Origin of the sequence: Cystobacter fuscus, assembly GCF_044360685.1 — a bacterium.
Lineage (GTDB): Bacteria > Myxococcota > Myxococcia > Myxococcales > Myxococcaceae > Cystobacter > Cystobacter fuscus_C.
The window spans coordinates 5,338,482-5,356,892 of the sequence record NZ_CP043491.1 but is presented as its reverse complement, the minus strand read 5'-3'; the positions used below and the strand labels follow the sequence as shown (position 1 = coordinate 5,356,892).

11 protein-coding genes are annotated in these 18,411 nt (G+C 68.0%); 7 read left to right on the top strand and 4 right to left on the bottom strand.

The genetic code is table 11. The annotated features are described in order from the left end of the window. The first annotated feature begins 19 nt into the window (after window positions 1-19). From F0U63_RS21880 to F0U63_RS21865, 4 genes are all read left to right on the top strand, one after another. On the top strand, window positions 20-655 hold the full coding sequence (locus F0U63_RS21880) for a LysE family translocator (RefSeq protein ID WP_395847849.1): 636 nt from the start codon (window positions 20-22) through the stop codon (window positions 653-655). Beyond that, window positions 640-1,557, top strand: coding sequence for a hypothetical protein (locus F0U63_RS21875; RefSeq protein ID WP_395847848.1), 918 nt, complete (start codon window positions 640-642; stop codon window positions 1,555-1,557). The genes F0U63_RS21880 and F0U63_RS21875 overlap by 16 nt, the downstream gene beginning before the upstream one ends. Window positions 1,558-1,731: 174 nt before the next feature. Beyond that, complete coding sequence (locus F0U63_RS21870) at window positions 1,732-3,456, top strand: glycoside hydrolase family 71/99-like protein (protein WP_395847847.1); 1,725 nt, start codon at window positions 1,732-1,734, stop codon at window positions 3,454-3,456. Between the two features lie 127 nt (window positions 3,457-3,583). Next, window positions 3,584-3,898 carry a hypothetical protein gene (locus F0U63_RS21865; protein WP_395847846.1) on the top strand — a complete coding sequence of 105 codons (315 nt, stop codon included), beginning with the start codon at window positions 3,584-3,586 and terminating at the stop codon, window positions 3,896-3,898. A gap of 48 nt (window positions 3,899-3,946) precedes the next feature. Here F0U63_RS21865 and F0U63_RS21860 read toward each other — a convergent pair whose 3' ends face one another. Further along, window positions 3,947-4,594 carry a TetR/AcrR family transcriptional regulator gene (locus F0U63_RS21860; protein ID WP_395847845.1) on the bottom strand — a complete coding sequence of 216 codons (648 nt, stop codon included), beginning with the start codon at window positions 4,592-4,594 and terminating at the stop codon, window positions 3,947-3,949. Window positions 4,595-4,747: 153 nt separating this feature from the next. Here F0U63_RS21860 and F0U63_RS21855 point away from each other — a divergent pair, with 153 nt between their 5' ends. Next, window positions 4,748-7,942 (top strand): bifunctional cytochrome P450/NADPH--P450 reductase, encoded by a 3,195-nt coding sequence (locus tag F0U63_RS21855; protein ID WP_395847844.1) that lies wholly within the window; start codon window positions 4,748-4,750, stop codon window positions 7,940-7,942. 3 nt (window positions 7,943-7,945) lie between these two features. Here F0U63_RS21855 and F0U63_RS21850 read toward each other — a convergent pair whose 3' ends face one another. Together F0U63_RS21850 and F0U63_RS21845 are read right to left on the bottom strand one after the other, a co-directional pair. Then, window positions 7,946-9,028 (bottom strand): alanine racemase, encoded by a 1,083-nt coding sequence (locus F0U63_RS21850; RefSeq protein ID WP_395847843.1) that lies wholly within the window; start codon window positions 9,026-9,028, stop codon window positions 7,946-7,948. 8 nt (window positions 9,029-9,036) lie between these two features. Next, window positions 9,037-10,137, bottom strand: coding sequence for a fatty acid desaturase family protein (locus F0U63_RS21845; protein WP_395847842.1), 1,101 nt, complete (start codon window positions 10,135-10,137; stop codon window positions 9,037-9,039). A gap of 173 nt (window positions 10,138-10,310) precedes the next feature. Between F0U63_RS21845 and F0U63_RS21840 the strand changes: the two genes are divergently transcribed. Further along, the gene (locus F0U63_RS21840) at window positions 10,311-11,261 is read left to right on the top strand and encodes a multidrug resistance efflux transporter family protein (protein WP_395847841.1); all 951 of its coding nucleotides are present in this window, start codon (window positions 10,311-10,313) and stop codon (window positions 11,259-11,261) included. Here the strand turns inward: F0U63_RS21840 and F0U63_RS21835 are convergent. Then, entirely contained in the window at window positions 11,258-12,595 is a 1,338-nt protein-coding gene (locus F0U63_RS21835) for a hypothetical protein (RefSeq protein ID WP_395847840.1), read from the bottom strand. The genes F0U63_RS21840 and F0U63_RS21835 overlap by 4 nt on opposite strands. Window positions 12,596-12,796: 201 nt before the next feature. Here F0U63_RS21835 and F0U63_RS21830 point away from each other — a divergent pair, with 201 nt between their 5' ends. After that, window positions 12,797-18,109, top strand: coding sequence for an AAA family ATPase (locus F0U63_RS21830; RefSeq protein WP_395847839.1), 5,313 nt, complete (start codon window positions 12,797-12,799; stop codon window positions 18,107-18,109). The last annotated feature ends 302 nt before the right edge of the window (window positions 18,110-18,411 follow it).

Sequence of the window (18,411 nt, the reverse complement as noted above, 5' to 3'; positions counted from 1 at the left end):
CATACACTCGCCGCTGATCATGGAACACACGGCCCATCTGTGGCTCTTCTTCGTCCTGGTGTTTGGGATTGTCGCGTTGCCGGGCCTCGACATGGCATTCGTGCTCGCCAGTTCCCTCGGAGGTGGGCGGAGCGCGGGTGTGTCCGCGGTGGCGGGGATCGTCTCGGGTAGCGTCTGTCACGTGGTGGTCGCCGCGACGGGGGCCGCCGTGTTGCTTCAGATCATCCCGGCCGCGTTCAACCTCCTGCTGTGGCTCGGCGCCCTGTACGTGGCGTGGATCGGCCTCTCCCTGTTCCGCGACGGAGCGGCCTTCACCGCCTCCCCGCTCGAGGGCGAGCGCGCGGACTCGGCCACGTTCCGCCAGGGCATGGTGACGAACCTGCTCAACCCCAAGGCCTACCTCTTCATGCTCGCCGTGTTCCCCCAGTTCCTGCGGCCGGAGTACGGGCCCACGTGGATGCAGGCGCTGGTGCTCGGGGTGATCATCGCGCTCACCCAGGCCGCCGTGTACGGCGCGGTCGTGCTGGTGGGAGACAGGGCACGGGGCTGGCTCGAGTCCAACCCCCGCGCCAGCGCCGCGATCGGCCGGGGCCTCGGCGCGCTGATGGTGCTCGTCGCGGTGCTGACGATCTTCAAGGAATGGCGGAGCGCTTGAACACGGCGATGCTCACCTTGGCGTTCGCCTTCGTGCTCGCGGTGGGGCTCTTCGTCCTGGCCCGGAGTTGGATCTGGCGGCTGGAGGAAGGCGCGGGCCCGTCCAGCTTCCGCGCCTTCGTGGCGTGTGGAGTGGCGTACGCGGCGATCTACGGCTGCGCCCTCGGGTGGGTGATCGAGCAGAGCCTGATGCTCGGTGTCATCGCCACCTTCTTCAGCTTCCCCCTGGTCTTCGGAGGGGTGCGGCAGCTCGCCGGCTACTTCGGCTTCGACCCGGTCTACTACACGGCCTCCGGAGGCGCGCTCGCGGCGCTGGGCCTGTTCTTCTCCCTGGTCGTGTTCTCCGGGCCGCTCGTCCAGGTGGGTCTGCTGGTGCGCACCGTCGAGGCGCGTGAGCTGCCGGGCACGCTCGGCGGGGCCTTCCACCTGCTGGGCGCGGCGCAGCGAACGGACCTCGCCTTCGAGCGGGCCTTCGAGCGCGAGGGCACCGGCTTGAGGAACGTGAAGCTCGCGCCCATCGTTCCCAGGGGATGGACTCCCGAGCAGCCCGTGCCCGCGTGGCTGCTCTGCCGCCAATACGACTCCTCCTACGAGGAGAACTGCCGCTGGAACTTCCTCACCGAGGACGTCGTCGACGCCGTCGTCCCCTCCTCGCTGGGAAGCGCGAATGGTGCCCAGCTCATGGAGGAGGCCGCCTCCGCCGCGGGCCTCCAGAACGCACCCGGCGCGAAGTTGTTGTCACGCAGCGATGATGCCGAGGAGGCCGTCCTCCAGGTGGTCCTGCGCGGGCTGTTCCTGCCCCTGTTCTTCGTGGGCCTGTTCGTGGTCCTCGCGCGCATCGGACGCCACCACGACGGGGCGGCCGAGAAGTGGGCCCAGCCCCGCCACCAGGGCCCAGGGTGATTCACCGCTTTTCCAACATTTCCTAGATTAATCCGTTCTTCTGCTTGTTCGGATTCGTGCTAATGAGCGCCGCGCGGCGAGCCATCGCCCGCGTTGCCTCATCACGGTCTCTCACCCTGTCCCCCCGCTTCCCGGCAGGTCGTGGCGAGGCCCTCCGAACCAAGGAGCAGAGCCATGACGCGTCATCGTTTCGTGAACGAGGGAGCCGGCGTGTTCGCCGCGCTCATGCTGGCGGGATGTGGTTCCACGCCGTCGGAGCCAGGGAGTGAAGCCCGGCCGGGCGCGGTGGAGCCCTCCGCCGCCGTGAGCGCGCCCCTGGCCGTGAGCAAGACTTTCACCAAGAAGGTCTACGTCCACCTGATGCCCTGGTTCGAGAGCAATACCACCTCGGGCAACGGCTCCTGGGGGGTCCACTGGACCATGGCCAACAAGAATCCCAACGTGGTGGATGGCACGGGCAAGCGGCAGATCGCCTCGTACTACTACCCGTTGATCGGACCCTATGGGTCGGGCGACAAGGATGTGATCGAGTACCAGCTGCTGCTCATGAAGTACGCGGGCGTGGATGGCGTGCTCATCGACTGGCCGGGCACGCTCAACTGCGTGGACTACCCCAAGAACAAGCAGAACGCCGAGGCCTTCATCAACAAGACGGCCGCGGTGGGTCTGGAGTTCGCCATCGTCTACGAGGACAACAACCTCACGCTGGCGCCCGGCTACGGCTGCTCCGTTCCCGACAAGTATGCCGCGGCTCGCAACGACATGATCTACATGCGGGACAACTACTTCTCCCGCGGCAACTACATCAAGATCAACAACGCTCCCCTGCTCCTGGACTTCGGTCCGCAGACGTTCAAGTCGCCGGGCGACTGGAGCAACATCTTCTCGCCGCTGTCGACCAGGCCGACCTTCCTGACGCTCTGGTACCAGAACCAAGACGCCGGGGCGAACGCCCAGGGCGAGTACCCGTGGATCTACTCGGACTTCACGACCGGGTTGCAGAACTTCTATAACAACCGTCCGCTGGGCGTGAAGTTCGGCGTGGCCTACCCTGGCTTCAACACCTTCTACACGGCGGGTGGCTGGGGCGGCCCGACCTGGTCCCTGCCCTACAATGGGACGGGCACGTTTGGCCAGACGCTGGACATGGCCAAGAACAGCGGCGTGAACTGGATCCAGCTCGCCACCTGGAACGACTACGGCGAAGGCACGATGATCGAGCCGACGCGCGAGTACGGCTATGGCTTCCTGACCACCCTGCAGCAGAAGCTCGGCGTGCCCTACGGGCAGAGCCAGCTGGAGCTCATCGCCAGACTCTACGAGCAGCGCAAGCAGTACGCGGGCGACGCGTCCAAGCAGAGCCAGCTCAACGACGCCTTCAACTACTTCGTGGCCCTGCAGCCGGACAAGGCCGCGACGATCCTCGGTGGGGGCACCACGAACCCGCCGCCCCCCACGCCCAATCCCACGGTCACCAACAGCGGCTTCGAGTCCGGCATGACGGGCTGGAACACCTGGTCCCCCAATGGCACCGCCGGGGCCGCGTTCACCGAGACCTACAACGGCGGCTACAACAGCGCCAACCACCTGACGCACTACAGCCCGGGGGCCTTCGAGACGTGGACGTACCAGACGATCAGCGGCATCCCCAACGGCAACTACCGGGTGCGCGCCTGGGTGCGCAAGGGCGGTGACTTCGGCTTCTCCCGCCTCCAGGCCAAGACGTGCGCGTCCTGCGCCCCCGCCGCCACGAACCTCGGCACGTACGGCGCCTGGACCCAACTGGAGACGCCCACCGTCTCCGTGACCGCCGGCTACCTGGAGTTCGGCCTCCACACCCTGGCCACCAGCGGCAGCAGCTACGTCCACCTGGACGACGTGCAGCTCATCCGCCAGTAGCGCTCGGGTCATTGGGCGCCCACCCGCCCAGCAGGCGGGTGGGCATCCGCGTGGAGGCCGCGCCGTCTCCACCGCGCCGTCACATGCACAACGTGTCCGCACACCGTTCCTCTGCACGGAGGCAGACATGAAGAACGAAGACACGCTCACCACCGAGGTCGAGCTCCAGACGCGGCGCATTCCCTCCATCGGCTTCCTCGGAGTCGCCGTGGGGTGCATGGCCGTCAGCGCCATCCTGATGATCTCGGGCCGCAAGACCTGGGCGAACTTCATCGGCCAGTGGGCGCCCTCCATCCTCATCATGGGCACCTACAACAAGATCGCCAAAACGTTCTCGCCGCCCTACGACGAGAAGCAGCGCGTCCAGCACGGCGGCCACGCCTCCATCCTGAAGTCGCCGAGCGAGCTCGGCCATCAGGTGGCGCCCCACTCGGTGAGCTGAGACACCAGGGCCCCTCGGCTGCCCGCCTGGGGCCCTGTCTTCCCGCCCCTACGGCTCCGGACGGGCCGGGCCGGGGGCGCGGGGCCGCAGGTAGCCGAGCACCAGCGCACTCAGCTCCTCCACGAGCTCGGGGGTGCCGATCAGCTCGGGCCGCTCGACGACCGCGGCCCAGACGGCGCTGCGCAGGGCGCGGATGATGATGAAGACGACCAGGCCCAGGTTGCGTGGACGCTCGAACTCCAGGTTCTGGGAGAGCACGCCCTGGACGAGGAACTCCACGCGCGCCTCGATCTCCTGCACGACCTGAAGGGGCCCGATGCGCGGCGCCTGCTCCAGCAGCACCCGCTGCAGCTCCGGATTCACCCCGTAGACGTCCACCAGCGCCCGCACCAGCTCCCGCACCTCCCGCTCCAGATCCGTGATCGGGCGCGGTACCAGCTTGTCGGCGAGGATGCCCAGGACGCGCTGGTGCAGCCGCTCGACCAGCATGGCGACCAGGGCCTCTTTGCTCGGGAAGTACTGGTAGAGCGAGCCGATGCTCACTCCGGCCCGCTCGGCCACCTGCTTGGTCGTGGTTCCCTCGTAGCCAGAGCTGACCAGAACGTGAGCCGCCGCCTCGAGGATCACCTCCACCGTGGCCTTCGCGCGCTCCTGTCGGGGCCTTTTCCGAGGGGAAGCCCGGTTGCGTCCGCTCATGGCACCCCGTCTCCCAAACCTGAGCCGGATGCGAATTTCGCTCCCGTGAGCCGGTCCTTACTGTTGCTCCCAGGACTCGTCCAGCCGGAGTTTCGACCCCAAGACGCCGGCGAGGCTGAGCGTTCACCCGTGAGCATGCGTTCTGGATTTCCCATGAGCAAGCCCTCCCTGTCCACGACCATCCCCCAGCCCCGCTCGCGCCCCCTCGTGGGCAACGTGCCCGACGTGGGCTTCGAAACGCCCCTGCAGAACATGATGAAGCTGGCGCGCGAGTTCGGGCCCATCTTCCGGCTGGCCTTCCCGGGGGAGAACTTCCTCCGGGTGATCAGCTCCTATGAGTTGGTGGCCGACGCCTGTGACGAGACGCGCTTCGAGAAGCACCTGGGCCAGGTCCTCCTGCAACTGCGCGACCTGGGGCGCGACGGCCTCTTCACCGCGGACTCGCGCGAAGCCAACTGGGGCAAGGCCCACCGCCTGCTGATGCCCGCCTTCAGCCCCGCGGCCATGCGCAACTACCACGACGGCATGTACGACGTGGCCGACCAGATGCTCACCCGCTGGGCGCGCTTCGGGCCCGACACCGACATCGACGTGTCCGACAACATGACGCGGCTCACGCTCGACACCATCGCGCTGTGCGGCTTCGACTTCCGCTTCAACAGCTTCTACCAGCGGGAGATGCACCCCTTCGTCGAGTCCATGGTGCGCGCCCTGGCCGAGGCGGGCGACCGGACCCGGCGGGTGCCCCTGCAGACGCAGCTCATGCTGCGCACCCAGCGTCAGTACCAGTCGGACATCCAGTACATGTACGAGGTGGTGCGCCAGCTCATCGTCCGGCGCCGCGCGCTCCCGCCCGAGGAGGCGCCGCGAGATCTGCTGGGCCTGATGCTCGAGGCGAAGGATCCCCTCACGGGGGAGAAGCTCGACGACGACAACGTGCGCGCCCAGCTCATGACCTTCCTCATCGCGGGCCACGAGACGACCAGCGGCCTGTTGTCCTTCGCCGTCTACTTCCTGCTGCGCTACCCCGAGGTGCTCCAGAAGGCCTACGAGGAGGTGGACCGGGTGCTGGGCTCGGAGGCGCCCCGCGTCGAGCAGATCTCCCAGTTGCAGTACATCGATCAGATTTTGCGCGAGACGCTGCGCCTGTGGCCCACCGCGCCGGCGTTCACCCTGCACGCCAAGGCGGACAACACGCTGCTGGGGGGGCGCTACCCGGTGGGGGTGAAGGACACGATCATGGTGCTCATCCCCATGCTGCACCGCGACCCCGCGGTGTGGAAGGACCCGGAGCGCTTCGATCCGGAGCGCTTCGCCCCCGAGGTGCGCGACAGCATTCCGGCCCACGCGTGGAAGCCCTTCGGCAACGGCATGCGCGCGTGCATCGGCCGGGCGTTCGCGCTCCAGGAGGCCACGCTGGTGCTGGGCACCATGCTGCAGCGCTTCCACATCTCCTCGCCCGAGCCCTACGCGCTGCGCATCCGCGAGACGCTCACGCTCAAGCCCGACGGGCTCAAGCTGCGCGTGCGTGCGCGCAAGCCCGTCTCCCGCGCGCCCGCGGCCCGGCGGGCCACCACCCCCGCGCCCGTGACGTCCTCGTCCCAGCCGGCGGAGAAGACGGCCTCGCACGGCACGCCCCTGCTGCTGCTCTACGGCTCCAACTCGGGAGCGTCCGAGGCCTTCGCCCGGCGCATCGCCAGTGACGGGCTCGCGCGCGGCTACACGGCGAAGGTGGCGCCGCTGGACGAGTACGCCGGGAAGCTGCCCAAGCAAGGCGCGGTCGTGGTCGTGACGGCCTCCTACAACGGCCAGCCCCCGGACAACGCGCGCGCCTTCCACACGTGGCTGTCCAGCGTGCCCTCGGGCGCGCTCGCGGGCGTGCGCTACGCCGTGTTCGGCTGCGGCAACCGAGACTGGGGCGAGACCTACCAGGCCGTGCCCAAGTTCATCGACGAGCGGCTGCGCGCGGCGGGGGCCCAGTCCCTGCTCTCGCGCGGCGAGGCGGATGCGCGGGCCGACTTCTTCGGCGACTTCGACTACTGGTACACCCCCTTCTGGACGCGAGTGGGCGAGGGACTGGGGGTGGTCTCCGGCGAGGTGGACTCGGGGCCGCGCTACACCGTGGAAGTGGTCCCCCCGGTGAGCGCGGAGCTGGTGAAGCAGAACAAGCTCGAGCTGGCCACGCTGGTGGACAACCGCGAGCTCGTCGACATGACGTCGCCACTCGGACGCTCCAAGCGGCACCTCGCGTTCAAGCTGCCCGAGGGTGTGACGTACGCGGCGGGTGACTACCTGGCGGTGCTGCCGGAGAACCACCCGGAGCTCGTGGAGCGCGCCGCGCGCCGCTTCGGGGTGAGCCCGGAGGCCACCGTCATCCTCAACTCCGCCCGGGGCGATCAGGGCTCCTCACTCCCCACGGGAAGGCCCGTGCTGGTGCGCGAACTGCTCGGCCGGCACGTGGAACTGTCGGCGCCCGCCACGCGCAAGGACCTGGAGCGGCTGGCGGAGAAGAACCCCTGCCCTCCGCACGCCATGCACCTGGCGGCCCTCGCCCAGGACGCCGAGCGCTACAAGAAGGAGATCCTCGACAAGCGCGTGAGCGTGCTGGAGCTGCTGGAGCAGTACACCTCGTGCATCCTCTCGCTCGGAGACTTCCTCGAGCTGCTGCCGGCCATGCGCGTGCGGCAGTACTCGGTTTCCTCGTCCCCGCTGGCGGACCCCACGGTGTGCACGCTGACGGTGGCGGTGGTGGACGCGGAGGCCTGGAGCGGCCAGGGCCGCTTCCGGGGCACGTGCTCGAGCTACCTGGCGCGGCTGCGTCCGGGCGAGCAGGTGGCGGTGGCGGTGCGCACGCCGAACGTGCCCTTCCACCCGCCCGCGTCGAACGCCACGCCCATCGTCCTGGTGGCCGCGGGCACGGGGCTGGCGCCCTTCCGGGGCTTCCTCCAGGAGCGTGCCCTGCGCCACGCCCGGGGCGAAGCGGCCGGGCCCGCGCTGTTCTTCTTCGGGTGCGATCACCCGGAGGTGGACTTCCTCTACCGTGAGGAGCTGGCGGCGTGGGAGCGCGAGGGCGTGGTGAAGGTGCTGCCCGCCTTCTTCCGTCAGCCCGACGGCGACGTGACGTTCGTGCAGCACCGGCTGTGGAAGGAGCGCGAGCAGGTGAAGGCGCTGCTCGACCAGGGGGCCCTGCTCTTCATCTGTGGGGATGGGCGGCTCATGGCGCCCGCGGCCCGTGAGACGCTGGCGCGCATCCACCAGGAGAAGGTGGGCTGCACCTCGGAGGAGGCCCTGGCGTGGCTGGCGGCCATGGAGAAGCAGGGCCGCCTGGTCTCCGACGTCTTCGCGTGATGCTCAGAGGGAGGCACTCGCCCCGCGATAGCTCTTCTTGACGTAGGGCGAGAGCAGTCCCTGGATGAGCGACGAGTACGACAACCGGAACTCCATCGTGTCGCCGGGCCTGAACTCCTGGGGACAGTCCGTCACGTCATACACGCTGTAGTTCGAGTTGCTGTTGACGAACTGCACGTTGGACGGCACGGGCATCAGGGTCCTGGGCGCGGTGTGGATGGCGCCCAGGTTCACCAGGGCGCGCTTGCGCAGCCCCTTGTCCTCGAACCGGGGCTTCACGCCGAAGGCATCCGTGCCCACCTCGCCCATCGGCACGGAGGGCTTGGTCTTGATCTCCAGGACCGTCCCCGAGAACAGGAAGGCATTGTCGAGCAGATCCTTGTGCTTCTTCTCGACGCTGGGGATGGTCCCCAGGAGGATCGCCTCGCCGGCCCGGAGCTGGTTGATCCTCGGTGGCAGGGAATGGGTCTCCATCCAGTCCAGCATCACCGAGCCGCCGATGGACACCTTCTCCATCGGACACCCCAGGCTCTTCTCGATCTCCACGGCGAGCCCATCGAGCAGCGAGACGTTCTCCGAGGAAGGCAGGACGCCACTGCAACACGCCAGATTGGCGCCGATCCCGCTCAGCTTGAGGTGCTTCGAGCCGAGCTCCAGGATCTTCCGCACGGTCCTCACGGCGTCTTCCGGCATGACGCCCTCGCGCAGATCGCCCACCTCGATCATGAGGATGACCTCATGTGTCACCCCCTCCCGCCGCGCGGCCTCGGCCAGGGCCTTGATCGTCTCCAGCTCTGAATTCAGGCTGGACTTGCAATAGGAGACGACGGCCTGGGCCTCCTGGACGGACGGGATGGCCACCAGCATGGGCTTCTCACGGAAGTGGCGCTGCTGCTCCCGGGCCGTGACCAGGCTCGCGATTCCCAGGGGCGCCACCCCACCGCGCTGGAAGAGCTCGATGACGGGCACGGAGCTCTCGCAGCCCTTCACCACACCCACCCACTCCAGCCGGTTCGCCTCGCAGAACGCCTTGAAGAACTGGATGTTGTGCTCGAGCTTGTCCAAATCGACGATCAAGTCTGGCATGGCGAGGCTCACAGGGACTGCGGCAGCTCTTCCATCCGGCCCGCCACCACGCGCTCGCGCAGCTCGGAGACCGCCGAGGGCAGACCCCGGCCGGGGATGATCAGGTTGCAGCTCATGTTCTCGCTGTACTTGGGGCTGTAGCGCTTCATGATGGCATCCACCTGCGGCAGGTAGTTCCAGCGGACATTCGGAAACAGCGAATGCGCCAGGTGATAGGAATCGCCCAGGGGGAAGATGTTGTGCCGGACGATGAAGCCAATCGGTCCCTTGAACTCCGTGGGACGTCCCAGCTCCAGCTCCCGCTCGTAATAACCCAGGTTGGGATCGCAGGGCGCGAACCAGCGATGCAGCGCGACGTGCGCGAGCCAGTAGAAGAGCGGATAGGTGATGAACACGGGGACGACGTAGAGGAAGATCAACGCGTTGACCGAGTCGAAGGCCACGAACAGGCCCACCACGGTGGCGATCGTCGCGATGCGCAGGAAGAAATTCAGCGAGAAGCGGTCCGCCAGCAGGTAGGAGATCATCTCCTTGACCCGGGCGAGCAGGCCCCTCCAGGTGAGCGGGAAGAAGAGGGCCGACCAGAACCTGGCATTGCTGATGCCGGGCTTCAACCCCACGTCCAACAGCTCCTTCAAGTCCGGATCATGCTCCATGTTCACGGAGCTGTGGTGCCTCCGGACATGGATGTCCTTGCGCGCCCTGGCCTCCGGCATGAGCGCGGGGAACTGGTAGAGGACATTGGCGAGGAACATGCCCCACTTGAGGTTCGGGCAGAGGGCGCCGTGCACGGCGAAATGGCCAATCTCCTGCAGCGAGCGGAAGCGCCCCGTCACGAACAGGACCAGCAGCCCCCGGACGATGACCGAGTCGAATGTATTGAAAGCAATGACAGCCGCGATGATGAGCAGATACGTCCAGGCGAACGGCAATATCGCGAAATAATTGTCCAGCGGACGATGGCCGAGCCCGGCGAATTCCTTGCGGAACTCCTTCAGCGAGACATTGGACGAGGCGAAGCTCGTCTGGCTCAAATCCTTGCGATGATAGAGATGATCGGCTGCTTGCAGGGCAAGCGCCAGCACAAGACAAAACACGATGGAGGCCATGGCCAGGCAAGATAGGAAAACGATTACCCATGGTCAAGCCATACGGACCCTTCCTAGAATCCTGGAACACGGAGAGGCGCCTGTAAGAAGCTGAGAAATGATGCCGCACGGCGAGGGTTGGATAATCAGACGGCTTCGTGTATTCACCTTGACGTCTACCTATGAAAAAGTCCTTGTCCGCCCTCCCCGCCATCCTGCTCGGTCTCGGTGCGGCGTTGTTCTTCACCATGACCTATGTGCTCAACCGGAACATGGTGGCCACAGGTGGGTTCTGGGCGTGGACCACGTCGCTGCGCTATTTCATCATGCTGCCCGTGCTGTTCGTGCTCGTGGCCGTGCGGGGAGGCTGGCCCGCGCTATGGGCCGAATTGAAACGGCACCCCCACGAGTGGATCCTCTGGGGCACGGTGAGCTTTGGCGTCTTCTATACGTTCCTGACGCTGGCGGCGGATCATGGACCCTCGTGGCTCATCGCCGGGACCTTCCAGGTCTCGGCGATCGCGTGCCCGCTGCTCTCGCCCTTCATCTACACGGATGAGCGGCGGCGGATCCCCCTGGAGGCTGTGGGCATGGGCTCGTTGATCCTCGTGGGCGTCTTCATCCTGCAACTGGGCCACTTCGAGCTGGCCATGCCGGCCAGCGCCTGGCTGGCGTTGCTGATGGTGCTCGTCGCGGCCGTCGCGTATCCCCTGGGCAATCGCCGGTTGATGCTGCACCTGGAGCGCGAGGACATCCACCTGGATGCGGGCCAGCGCGCCCTGGGAATGACCCTGGGAAGCATTCCCCTGTGGTTGGTCGAGGCGAGCTATGGCTATGCCCGCGTGGGGTGGCCCCCCGCCACCCAGGTGCTGCAGTCCGCGGGCGTGGCCCTTCTGGCGGGGGTCATCGGCACCATGCTGTTCTTCCACGCCACCCACCTGGTGGCCAACAACCCCGTGGGACTCGCCGCCGTGGAAGCCACCCAGTCCACGGAGCTGCTCTTCGCGCTGGTGCTGGGCGTGTTCTTCCTGGGCGAGTCCTGGCCCACCCCGGTCAGTCTCGTGGGGGCCCTGCTCATCGTGGTGGGCATGGTGCTCTACAGCCGCATCAGCCAGAACGCCGAGCTGGCACCCGTGGAAGGCTAGCGCGTCAGGGCCCAGAGCGTCTGGTGCAGCCGGGGGGTGAGCGGGAAGTCGACGCAGCGGAAGTACTTGCGCAGCTCCTCGCCCACCACCTCGCTCGCCAGGGACTCGGGCTCGGTCAGGGCCTGGTGGAACGCGAGCGTGAGCGCGGCCGAGGGCTGCGTCCGCGCGAGCTCGGCCAGGGGGGGCCGATCGGCGAACCGCTGGTAGATGGCCTGGTGGAGCCGGGCATGCCCATGCGTGTCGTCCAGGAGCGGCAAGAGCGGCAGGGGCGCGTTGTCCTTGAGCAGGAACTGGAGCTCCTCCAGTGTCTCCTCGGCCTCGCGCTGCTGCTGGCCGAGTGCCTCCGCCTTGCGCCCGCGCTTCAGGTCGAAGAGCGTCGAGTTGAGCGCGGCCAGCTCGCGCTGTTTGCGGAGGATCAGCTCGTTGAGCGGATGCTGCTTGCGGTACTGGGTCACCACGGAGGCGAGGTCCTGCTTCACCGACTCCGGAACCAGGCCCGGATAGAGGTGTGGCGGGCTGCCCAGGAAGACGCGGAACAGCGGCGCCCTGCCCCGCTCGAAGACCAGTCCCGCCTGGGTGTTGAACTCCATCGGGCACACCTGGTGGTCGCGGAGCCTTCCACGCGTGAGCAGCAGCGAGGAGATCGTCCGCCCGGAGCCGTAGCCGGAGGACGAGCCCTTGCCCGTCCCGTCCGACAGGCAGACGCCGTCCTTGAACTTGGCCACCTCCGCCGTGTCCGGACAGATGGAGCAGAAGGCACGCAACGCGCGGGTGTTGTTCAACCCCGCCCTCTCCAGATGGATGACCTTCTCGTCGTGGGCATCGCACCAGGCGAGCGCGGCGCCGAAGGGAATGGGCGGGGTGGCGTCGATATGGGAGATGACCATCCGCCCCTGCCCCGACTCGGGGAACAACACGGAGACCGAGCAGGACGTGGCGTTGTACGTGGTGACCCGGCGCAGCACGGCCTTCTGGCGAACGGCATACACCGTCCAGGGCCCCTGGGTTCCCGCCTCGTGCACGTCGATGCCCACGCCGCCATGCACCCGGTGCTGCTCATCCGCGGAGTAGCGGAGGATCCACTCGACGGCGTAGAGATGCAGGTCCAGCGGACGCAGCACCAGGGCGTGATTCCAGCCCAGCACCACGTCATAGGCCCCCCGGATCTGCCTGCGCAGGGCCGGGTAGAACCAGGTGTCCGACTGGTAGGCGTTCAACGCTTGCTTGAAGTGCGCCTCGTGCTCCTGCTTCGCTTGCAGGGTGCGCTCCCGAAGCACGGGCTCCTCGTACCTGCCCGTCCACTCTCCCTGGGTCAGCGGACGCGACTTGACCATGGCGTTATTGGATTCCAACACGGTGCGCCACGGCAGCGTCTTGTACATGGGTGGAGAAGATAGCAGCACCCTCCCTTGGGGAAACACTCGCGGTCCGGGACGCTTCCACCCACCGCGCCACGCCTGGGACGGCGTACGATCCACTCCGCCGGTGCCACGCCTCGCTGGAGGAGCGGCTTCCGCCCACGAGGTCACTTCTTCATGTTGGACATGCCGGGATACAGGGTCATTGGCACGCTCCGCGCGACGAGTTCGAACGTGCTGTTCAACGCGGTGCGCGAGGCCGATGGCGTGCCGCTCATCCTCAAGACACCACTGACCCCCTCCCCTGGCATCCTCGAGAAGGAGCGGTACCGGCGGGAATTCACCATCCTGCACCGGCTCCGGGACGTGCGCGGGGTGACCCACGCCTATTCCTGCGAGTGGATCCACGGGCGGCCCGTGCTGCTGCTGGAGCAGGTGGCGGGCCAGCCCCTGGCGGAGTCCAGGAGCCAGCCGATGGAGCTCTCCCGGTTCCTGCCCCTGGCCATCTCGCTGGTCTCCATCCTGGGAGAAGTCCACCGCCACCACATCATCCACAAGGACATCAAGCCGTCGAACATCCTCCTGGAGCCGTCGGGCGAGGTGCGGCTGGTCGACTTCGGCGTGGCGGCGCTGCATCAGGTGGAGCACCAGGGAGCGGCACCCGCCCATCAGATCGAGGGAACCCTGGCGTACATGTCCCCCGAGCAGACCGGGCGGATGAACCGCCCGGTGGACTACCGCACGGACTTCTATTCGCTGGGGGTCACCTTCTACGAGTTGCTCACGGGGCGCAGGCCCTTCCAGGCGAAGGACGCGCTCGAGTGGTTTCACGCGCACATGGCGCACCAGCCGCGGCCCCCCCACGAGCTGAATCCCCAGGTGCCGCCGCCCCTGTCCGCGCTCGTGATGAAGCTGCTGGCGAAGGTGGCCGAGGAGCGCTACCAGAGCGCCGAGGGCTTGAAGGTGGATCTGGAGCGGTGCCGCGACGCCCTGGGCCAGAGCACGCGGGAGGTCTTCCCCCTGGGGACGCGGGACATGCCCCATGGCTTCCAACCGCCGCAGCGGCTCTATGGGCGTGACGCCCAGGTGAACGCCCTGCTCGAGGGTTTCGAGCGCGTGGCGAGCTCGGGCAGGCCGGAGCTGCTGCTCATCCGCGGGTACGCGGGAATCGGCAAGTCCACGGTGGTGCATGAGCTGTACAAGCCGATGGTGCGGCGGCGCGGGTTCTTCCTGAGCGGCAAGTTCGATCAGTTCCGGCGGGAACTTCCCTACTCGGCCCTGGTCCAGACCATCCAGGAGCTGGTCCAACAACTGCTCGCCGGCAGCGACGAGGAACTCGCCGGCTGGCGCGAGCGGATGAACCGGGCCTGGGAAGGCGATGGTCAACTGCTCGTGGATCTGGTGCCCCGGCTGGAAGTGGTGGTGGGCCCGCAACCCGCGCTCCAGGAGCTGCCCTCCAGCGAGGCGCAGCGCCGCTTCTTCCGGGTGGTGCGCCAGTTCACGTCGGCGTTCTCCACGCGGGAGAACCCGGCCGCGGTGTTCCTGGATGACATGCAGTGGGCGGGCGCCTCCAGTCTGCGGATGCTCGAGTACCTGCTGTCGGGGCCCGAGAGCCCTCCGGTGTTGTGGCTGGCGGCCTATCGGGACAACGAGCTGGGCTCCGACCACCCCTTGAGGTCGACCTTGCAGACCTTGCGCGAGGCGGGGGTGCGGATCACGGACATCCAACTGGGGCCACTGGGCGTGGCACAGGTGGAGCAACTGGTGGGCGATGCGCTCCCGGGAGCAGACGCGGGCGTGGTCGCCCCCCTCGCGGCGCTGCTGTACGAGAAGACGGGAGGCAATCCCTTCTTCCTGATGCGCTTGCTGGTGACGCTCCACCACGACGGCCTGCTCGTGCGCCTGCCCGAGGGCGGGTGGCGGTGGGATGACGAAGGCGTCCGGGCCCGGGACTACTCGGAGAACATCGTCGACTTCATGGTGGACAAGCTGCGCCAGCTCCCCGCAGACACGCAGCACCTGCTGCGGCTGGCGGCCTGCGCGGGCAATGTCTTCTCCCCGCGGGTGTTGGGGATGCTCCTGGGGCAGCCCGACGTGCTCCAGGTGGAGCAGGGCCTCGAGCCCGCGCTCCAGGAAGGCATGTTGGGACGCGTGGGTCCGGAGAAGTACCGCTTCCTGCATGACCGCATCCAGCAGGCGGCCCACGCGCTGAGCGCCGAGGCCGAGCGCCAGCGGGTGCACCTGCGCATCGGCCGGTGGCTGCTCGAGACCCTGACCCCGGAGGAGCTGCCCGGCTCGCTCTTCGACGTGGTGCACCAGCTCAACGCCGCGGTGGCCCTGATCGGGGAGCCCGCGGAGCGCCACCGGCTCGCGCGGCTCAACGTCGAGGCGGGGGTGAAGGCGCAGATCGCGCTCGCGCTCAACCCCGCCCGCGCCTACTTCACCACGGCCTTCGCGCTCATTCCCGGGGACCCCTGGGAGACGGACCCCGAGCTGGCCTTCAAGGCGCGGCTCGCCCTGACCCGCCTGGAGTTCATGAGCGGCAACACCTCCGAGGCCCAGCGGCTGGCCGCGGAGTTGAGCCCCCGGGCACACACCCGCGCGGACACCGTGGCCGTCTCCTTCCTGCTTCAGGACATCCACTTCGCCCGGGGGGAGTTCCTCCAGGGCATGGACCGCGTCATGGCCTGCCTGGCGATGCTCGGCATGCCGGTGTCGCTCCAGCCCACCTGGGAAGAGGCGGTGGCCGCCCATGAAGAGGTGTGGAACCTGCTGGGCTCACGCCCCATCGAGAGCCTCGCCGGGCTGCCCCTCATGACCGACCCGGACATGAAGATGGGCGTGGCCGCCCTCTTCAAGCTCTTCCCCCCCGCCCACTCCACCAATCCCCAGCTGCTCATCGTCATCCTGAGCCGGATCGTCTCCCTCACCCTGCGCCACGGCTTCGTGGCCGACGCCGTGAGCGGGTACGCCTGGTTCGGCGTCATCACCGGCTCGTTCTTCAGGCGCCACCGGGAAGGAATGGCCTTCGCGCGGCTCGCCCTCGGGTTCGTCGACCGGCACGGGCTGCCCTACCGGCCGGGGGTGCTGCTGAGCACCCACTTCTGCAGCATCTGGGTCGAACCCCTCGCCCGGGCACGGGAGTACATCCTCGAGGGGCTGGTCCATGCGCGGCAAACGGGGAGCACCTCGTCCGCCTCCTACTGTGGCTCCGCGCTCGTCACCCTGCGCCTCGCCATGGGGCACCCCCTGGACGAGGTCTACCAGGAGACGCTCGCGCGCGGCGAGGTCGTGCGCAAGATGGGCTTCGTGGATCCCCACGAATGGCTCCTCGTGGTGCAGCGCTACGTGCAGCAGTTGCGCGGCCACACCCCGTCGTTCCAGAGCCTGGACGGGGACGGCTTCGAGGAGCGGGCCTACGAGGCGCGAATGACGCCCCAGCGCATGGGCGCCACGCGCAGTCACTACTGGATCTTCAAGTTGCAGTCGCGCTTCATGTGCGGCGCCTACGAGGAAGCGCGTGAAGCCGCGGAGCAGGTGGCCGGGTTGCTCTGGGCCACCACCGGCAACCTCAATGCGCGCGAGGGCCACTTCTTCCGCGCCCTGACCCTGGCCGCGTGCCTGGAGGCGGCCCCGCCCCAGCGGCGCCAGGAGGACCTGGCGGCCATCGCACAGCACCACCAGCGGCTCGCGGAATGGGCGGAGCTGTGCCCCGAGAACTTCCGCGCGCTCGAGCGGCTCGTCTTCGCGGAGTGGGCCCGGGTCGAGGCGCGGTCGGAGGAGGCCATCCACGCCTACGAGGAGGCCATCCACGCGGCCCAGGAGAGCGGGGCCCCCCAGTACCAGGGACTCGCCAGTGAGCTCGCGGCGAACTTCTGGCGCGCGCGCCGCCTGCCCCTCGTCGCCCAGGGCTTCGCGCACCAGGCCCACGCGGCGTACCAGCAATGGGGCGCCCACGCCAAGGTGCGGCAGCTCGAGTCCCAGTGGCCGTACCTCGCGGCCCCGGAGTCCCGCCGGGACGCGCAGACCACGACCACCAGCGGCGCGGACTCCTCCCACATCGACGCGCTCACGGTGGTCAAGGCCCAGCAGGCCGTCTCCGGCGAGATCGTGCTGGAGCGCCTGGTGACGGCGCTGATGAAGGCGGCGATCGAGAACGCGGGCGCGCAGCGGGGCGCCCTGTTGTTGTCCCAGGAGAACACGCTCGCGGTGGCGGCCCTCTTCCGGCTCTCACCGGACGGCGCCACGCTGGCGCCGGACGAGGCCGCCCACCACGAGCTGCCGTGGACGCTCCTCGCCTATGTCCGGCGCACGCGCGAGCACGTGCTCATCGGCGATGCCTCCAAGCCCCATGCGTTCTCGGCCGATCCCTACCTGGCGCGCGGCACGGCGCGCTCGGTGTTGTGCCTGCCGCTCATCCGCCAGGAGGTGTTCTCCGGGGCCCTCTACCTGGAGAACAACCTGGCCACCAATGCCTTCAGCCCGGCGCGGCTGGCGATCCTGGGGCACCTCGCCTCCCAGGCGGCCATCTCCATCGAGAACGCGCGGCTGTACGAGGACGTGCAGCGCGCCCGGATGGAGCTGTACCAGGCCAACGACGAGCTGGAGCGGCGGGTGGAGGAGCGCACGCACGAGCTCAAGCAGGCCCAGGCCCGCCTGGTGGACGCCGCGCGGGAGGTGGGCATGACGGAGGTGGCCTCCAACGTGCTGCACAACGTGGGCAACGTGCTCACCAGCGCCGTCATCCACCTGGAGATGATGCGCAAGGCCGTGGGCGCCCTGCGCGTGGGCCGGCTGAAGCAGGCCTCGGCCCTGCTGGTGGAGCACCGCCAGGAGCTGGCGGACTTCCTGACGAAGGATCCGCGCGGCGGCCACCTGCCGGACTACCTCGCCGCCCTGAGTGACGAGCTGATGAAGGATCAGATGCGCCTCATGGAGGACATGGATGCGATGAGCCGGCACATCGAGCACATCCGCGCCATCATCCAGGTGCAGCAGACCTACGCGCGCAACGCGCTGCTGACGGAGGAGTGCGACCTGGGCCAGCTCATCGACGACGCGCTGCGCATCCAGCTCGCGGCGCTGGAGCGCCACGGCGTCAGCCTCCACCGGGAGCTGTCGGCGCTGCCCCGGGTGAGCGCGGACAAGCACAAGGTGATGCAGATCCTCATCAACCTCATCAGCAACGCCAACCACGCGCTGGGCCAGATGCCCGAGGGCAAGCGCAACCTCTGGGTGCGGCTGTCGGCGGAGGGGAACGTGGCGCGCATCCAGGTGGAGGATGACGGGGTGGGCATCGCGCCGGAGCTGATGGACAGCCTGTTCACCCACGGCTTCACCACGCGCAAGGATGGCCATGGCTTCGGACTGCACTCAAGCGCGCTGGCCGCGAAGCTGATGAAAGGCCAGCTCACCCTGCGCAGTGATGGGCCCCACCGGGGCGCCGTGGCCACGCTCGAACTCCCGCTCTCCTCGCGAACAGGCCTCTAGCCGTTGGCGAGCAGCCGGACATGGCCACCCTTCCGTCGGCTCCGGGAGAAGCTGGGGAGCACCCCCGTTCCTCCACCCGGAACCGGTGCCCGTCCGGGGAACGGTCTGGTGCATTACACTGTTGGAACAACAAAAACCTGGCGGAGCTCCCGTCCATTCTGGCGACGGCGTATCCGTCGCGTGTGGTTGCTCATTGGGCGCGCCGCGTCACGGGCCGGCCGTTGAACACGTGGCATCGTCTCGGATTGGGCCTTGTACCGGGCGCATCCTGCGTCAAGAACTCCACCATGCACGACTTTCAC

Excerpts from the sequence above, each read along its gene's own strand:
- F0U63_RS21880 (WP_395847849.1), top strand. The coding sequence starts at position 20 with ATGGAACACACGGCCCATCTGTGGCTCTTCTTCGTCCTGGTGTTTGGG.
- F0U63_RS21875 (WP_395847848.1), top strand. The coding sequence starts at position 640 with ATGGCGGAGCGCTTGAACACGGCGATGCTCACCTTGGCGTTCGCCTTC.
- F0U63_RS21870 (WP_395847847.1), top strand. The coding sequence starts at position 1,732 with ATGACGCGTCATCGTTTCGTGAACGAGGGAGCCGGCGTGTTCGCCGCG.
- F0U63_RS21865 (WP_395847846.1), top strand. The coding sequence starts at position 3,584 with ATGAAGAACGAAGACACGCTCACCACCGAGGTCGAGCTCCAGACGCGG.
- F0U63_RS21860 (WP_395847845.1), bottom strand. The coding sequence starts at position 4,594 with ATGAGCGGACGCAACCGGGCTTCCCCTCGGAAAAGGCCCCGACAGGAG.
- F0U63_RS21855 (WP_395847844.1), top strand. The coding sequence starts at position 4,748 with ATGAGCAAGCCCTCCCTGTCCACGACCATCCCCCAGCCCCGCTCGCGC.
- F0U63_RS21850 (WP_395847843.1), bottom strand. The coding sequence starts at position 9,028 with ATGCCAGACTTGATCGTCGATTTGGACAAGCTCGAGCACAACATCCAG.
- F0U63_RS21845 (WP_395847842.1), bottom strand. The coding sequence starts at position 10,137 with ATGGCCTCCATCGTGTTTTGTCTTGTGCTGGCGCTTGCCCTGCAAGCA.
- F0U63_RS21835 (WP_395847840.1), bottom strand. The coding sequence starts at position 12,595 with ATGGTCAAGTCGCGTCCGCTGACCCAGGGAGAGTGGACGGGCAGGTAC.
- F0U63_RS21830 (WP_395847839.1), top strand. The coding sequence starts at position 12,797 with ATGTTGGACATGCCGGGATACAGGGTCATTGGCACGCTCCGCGCGACG.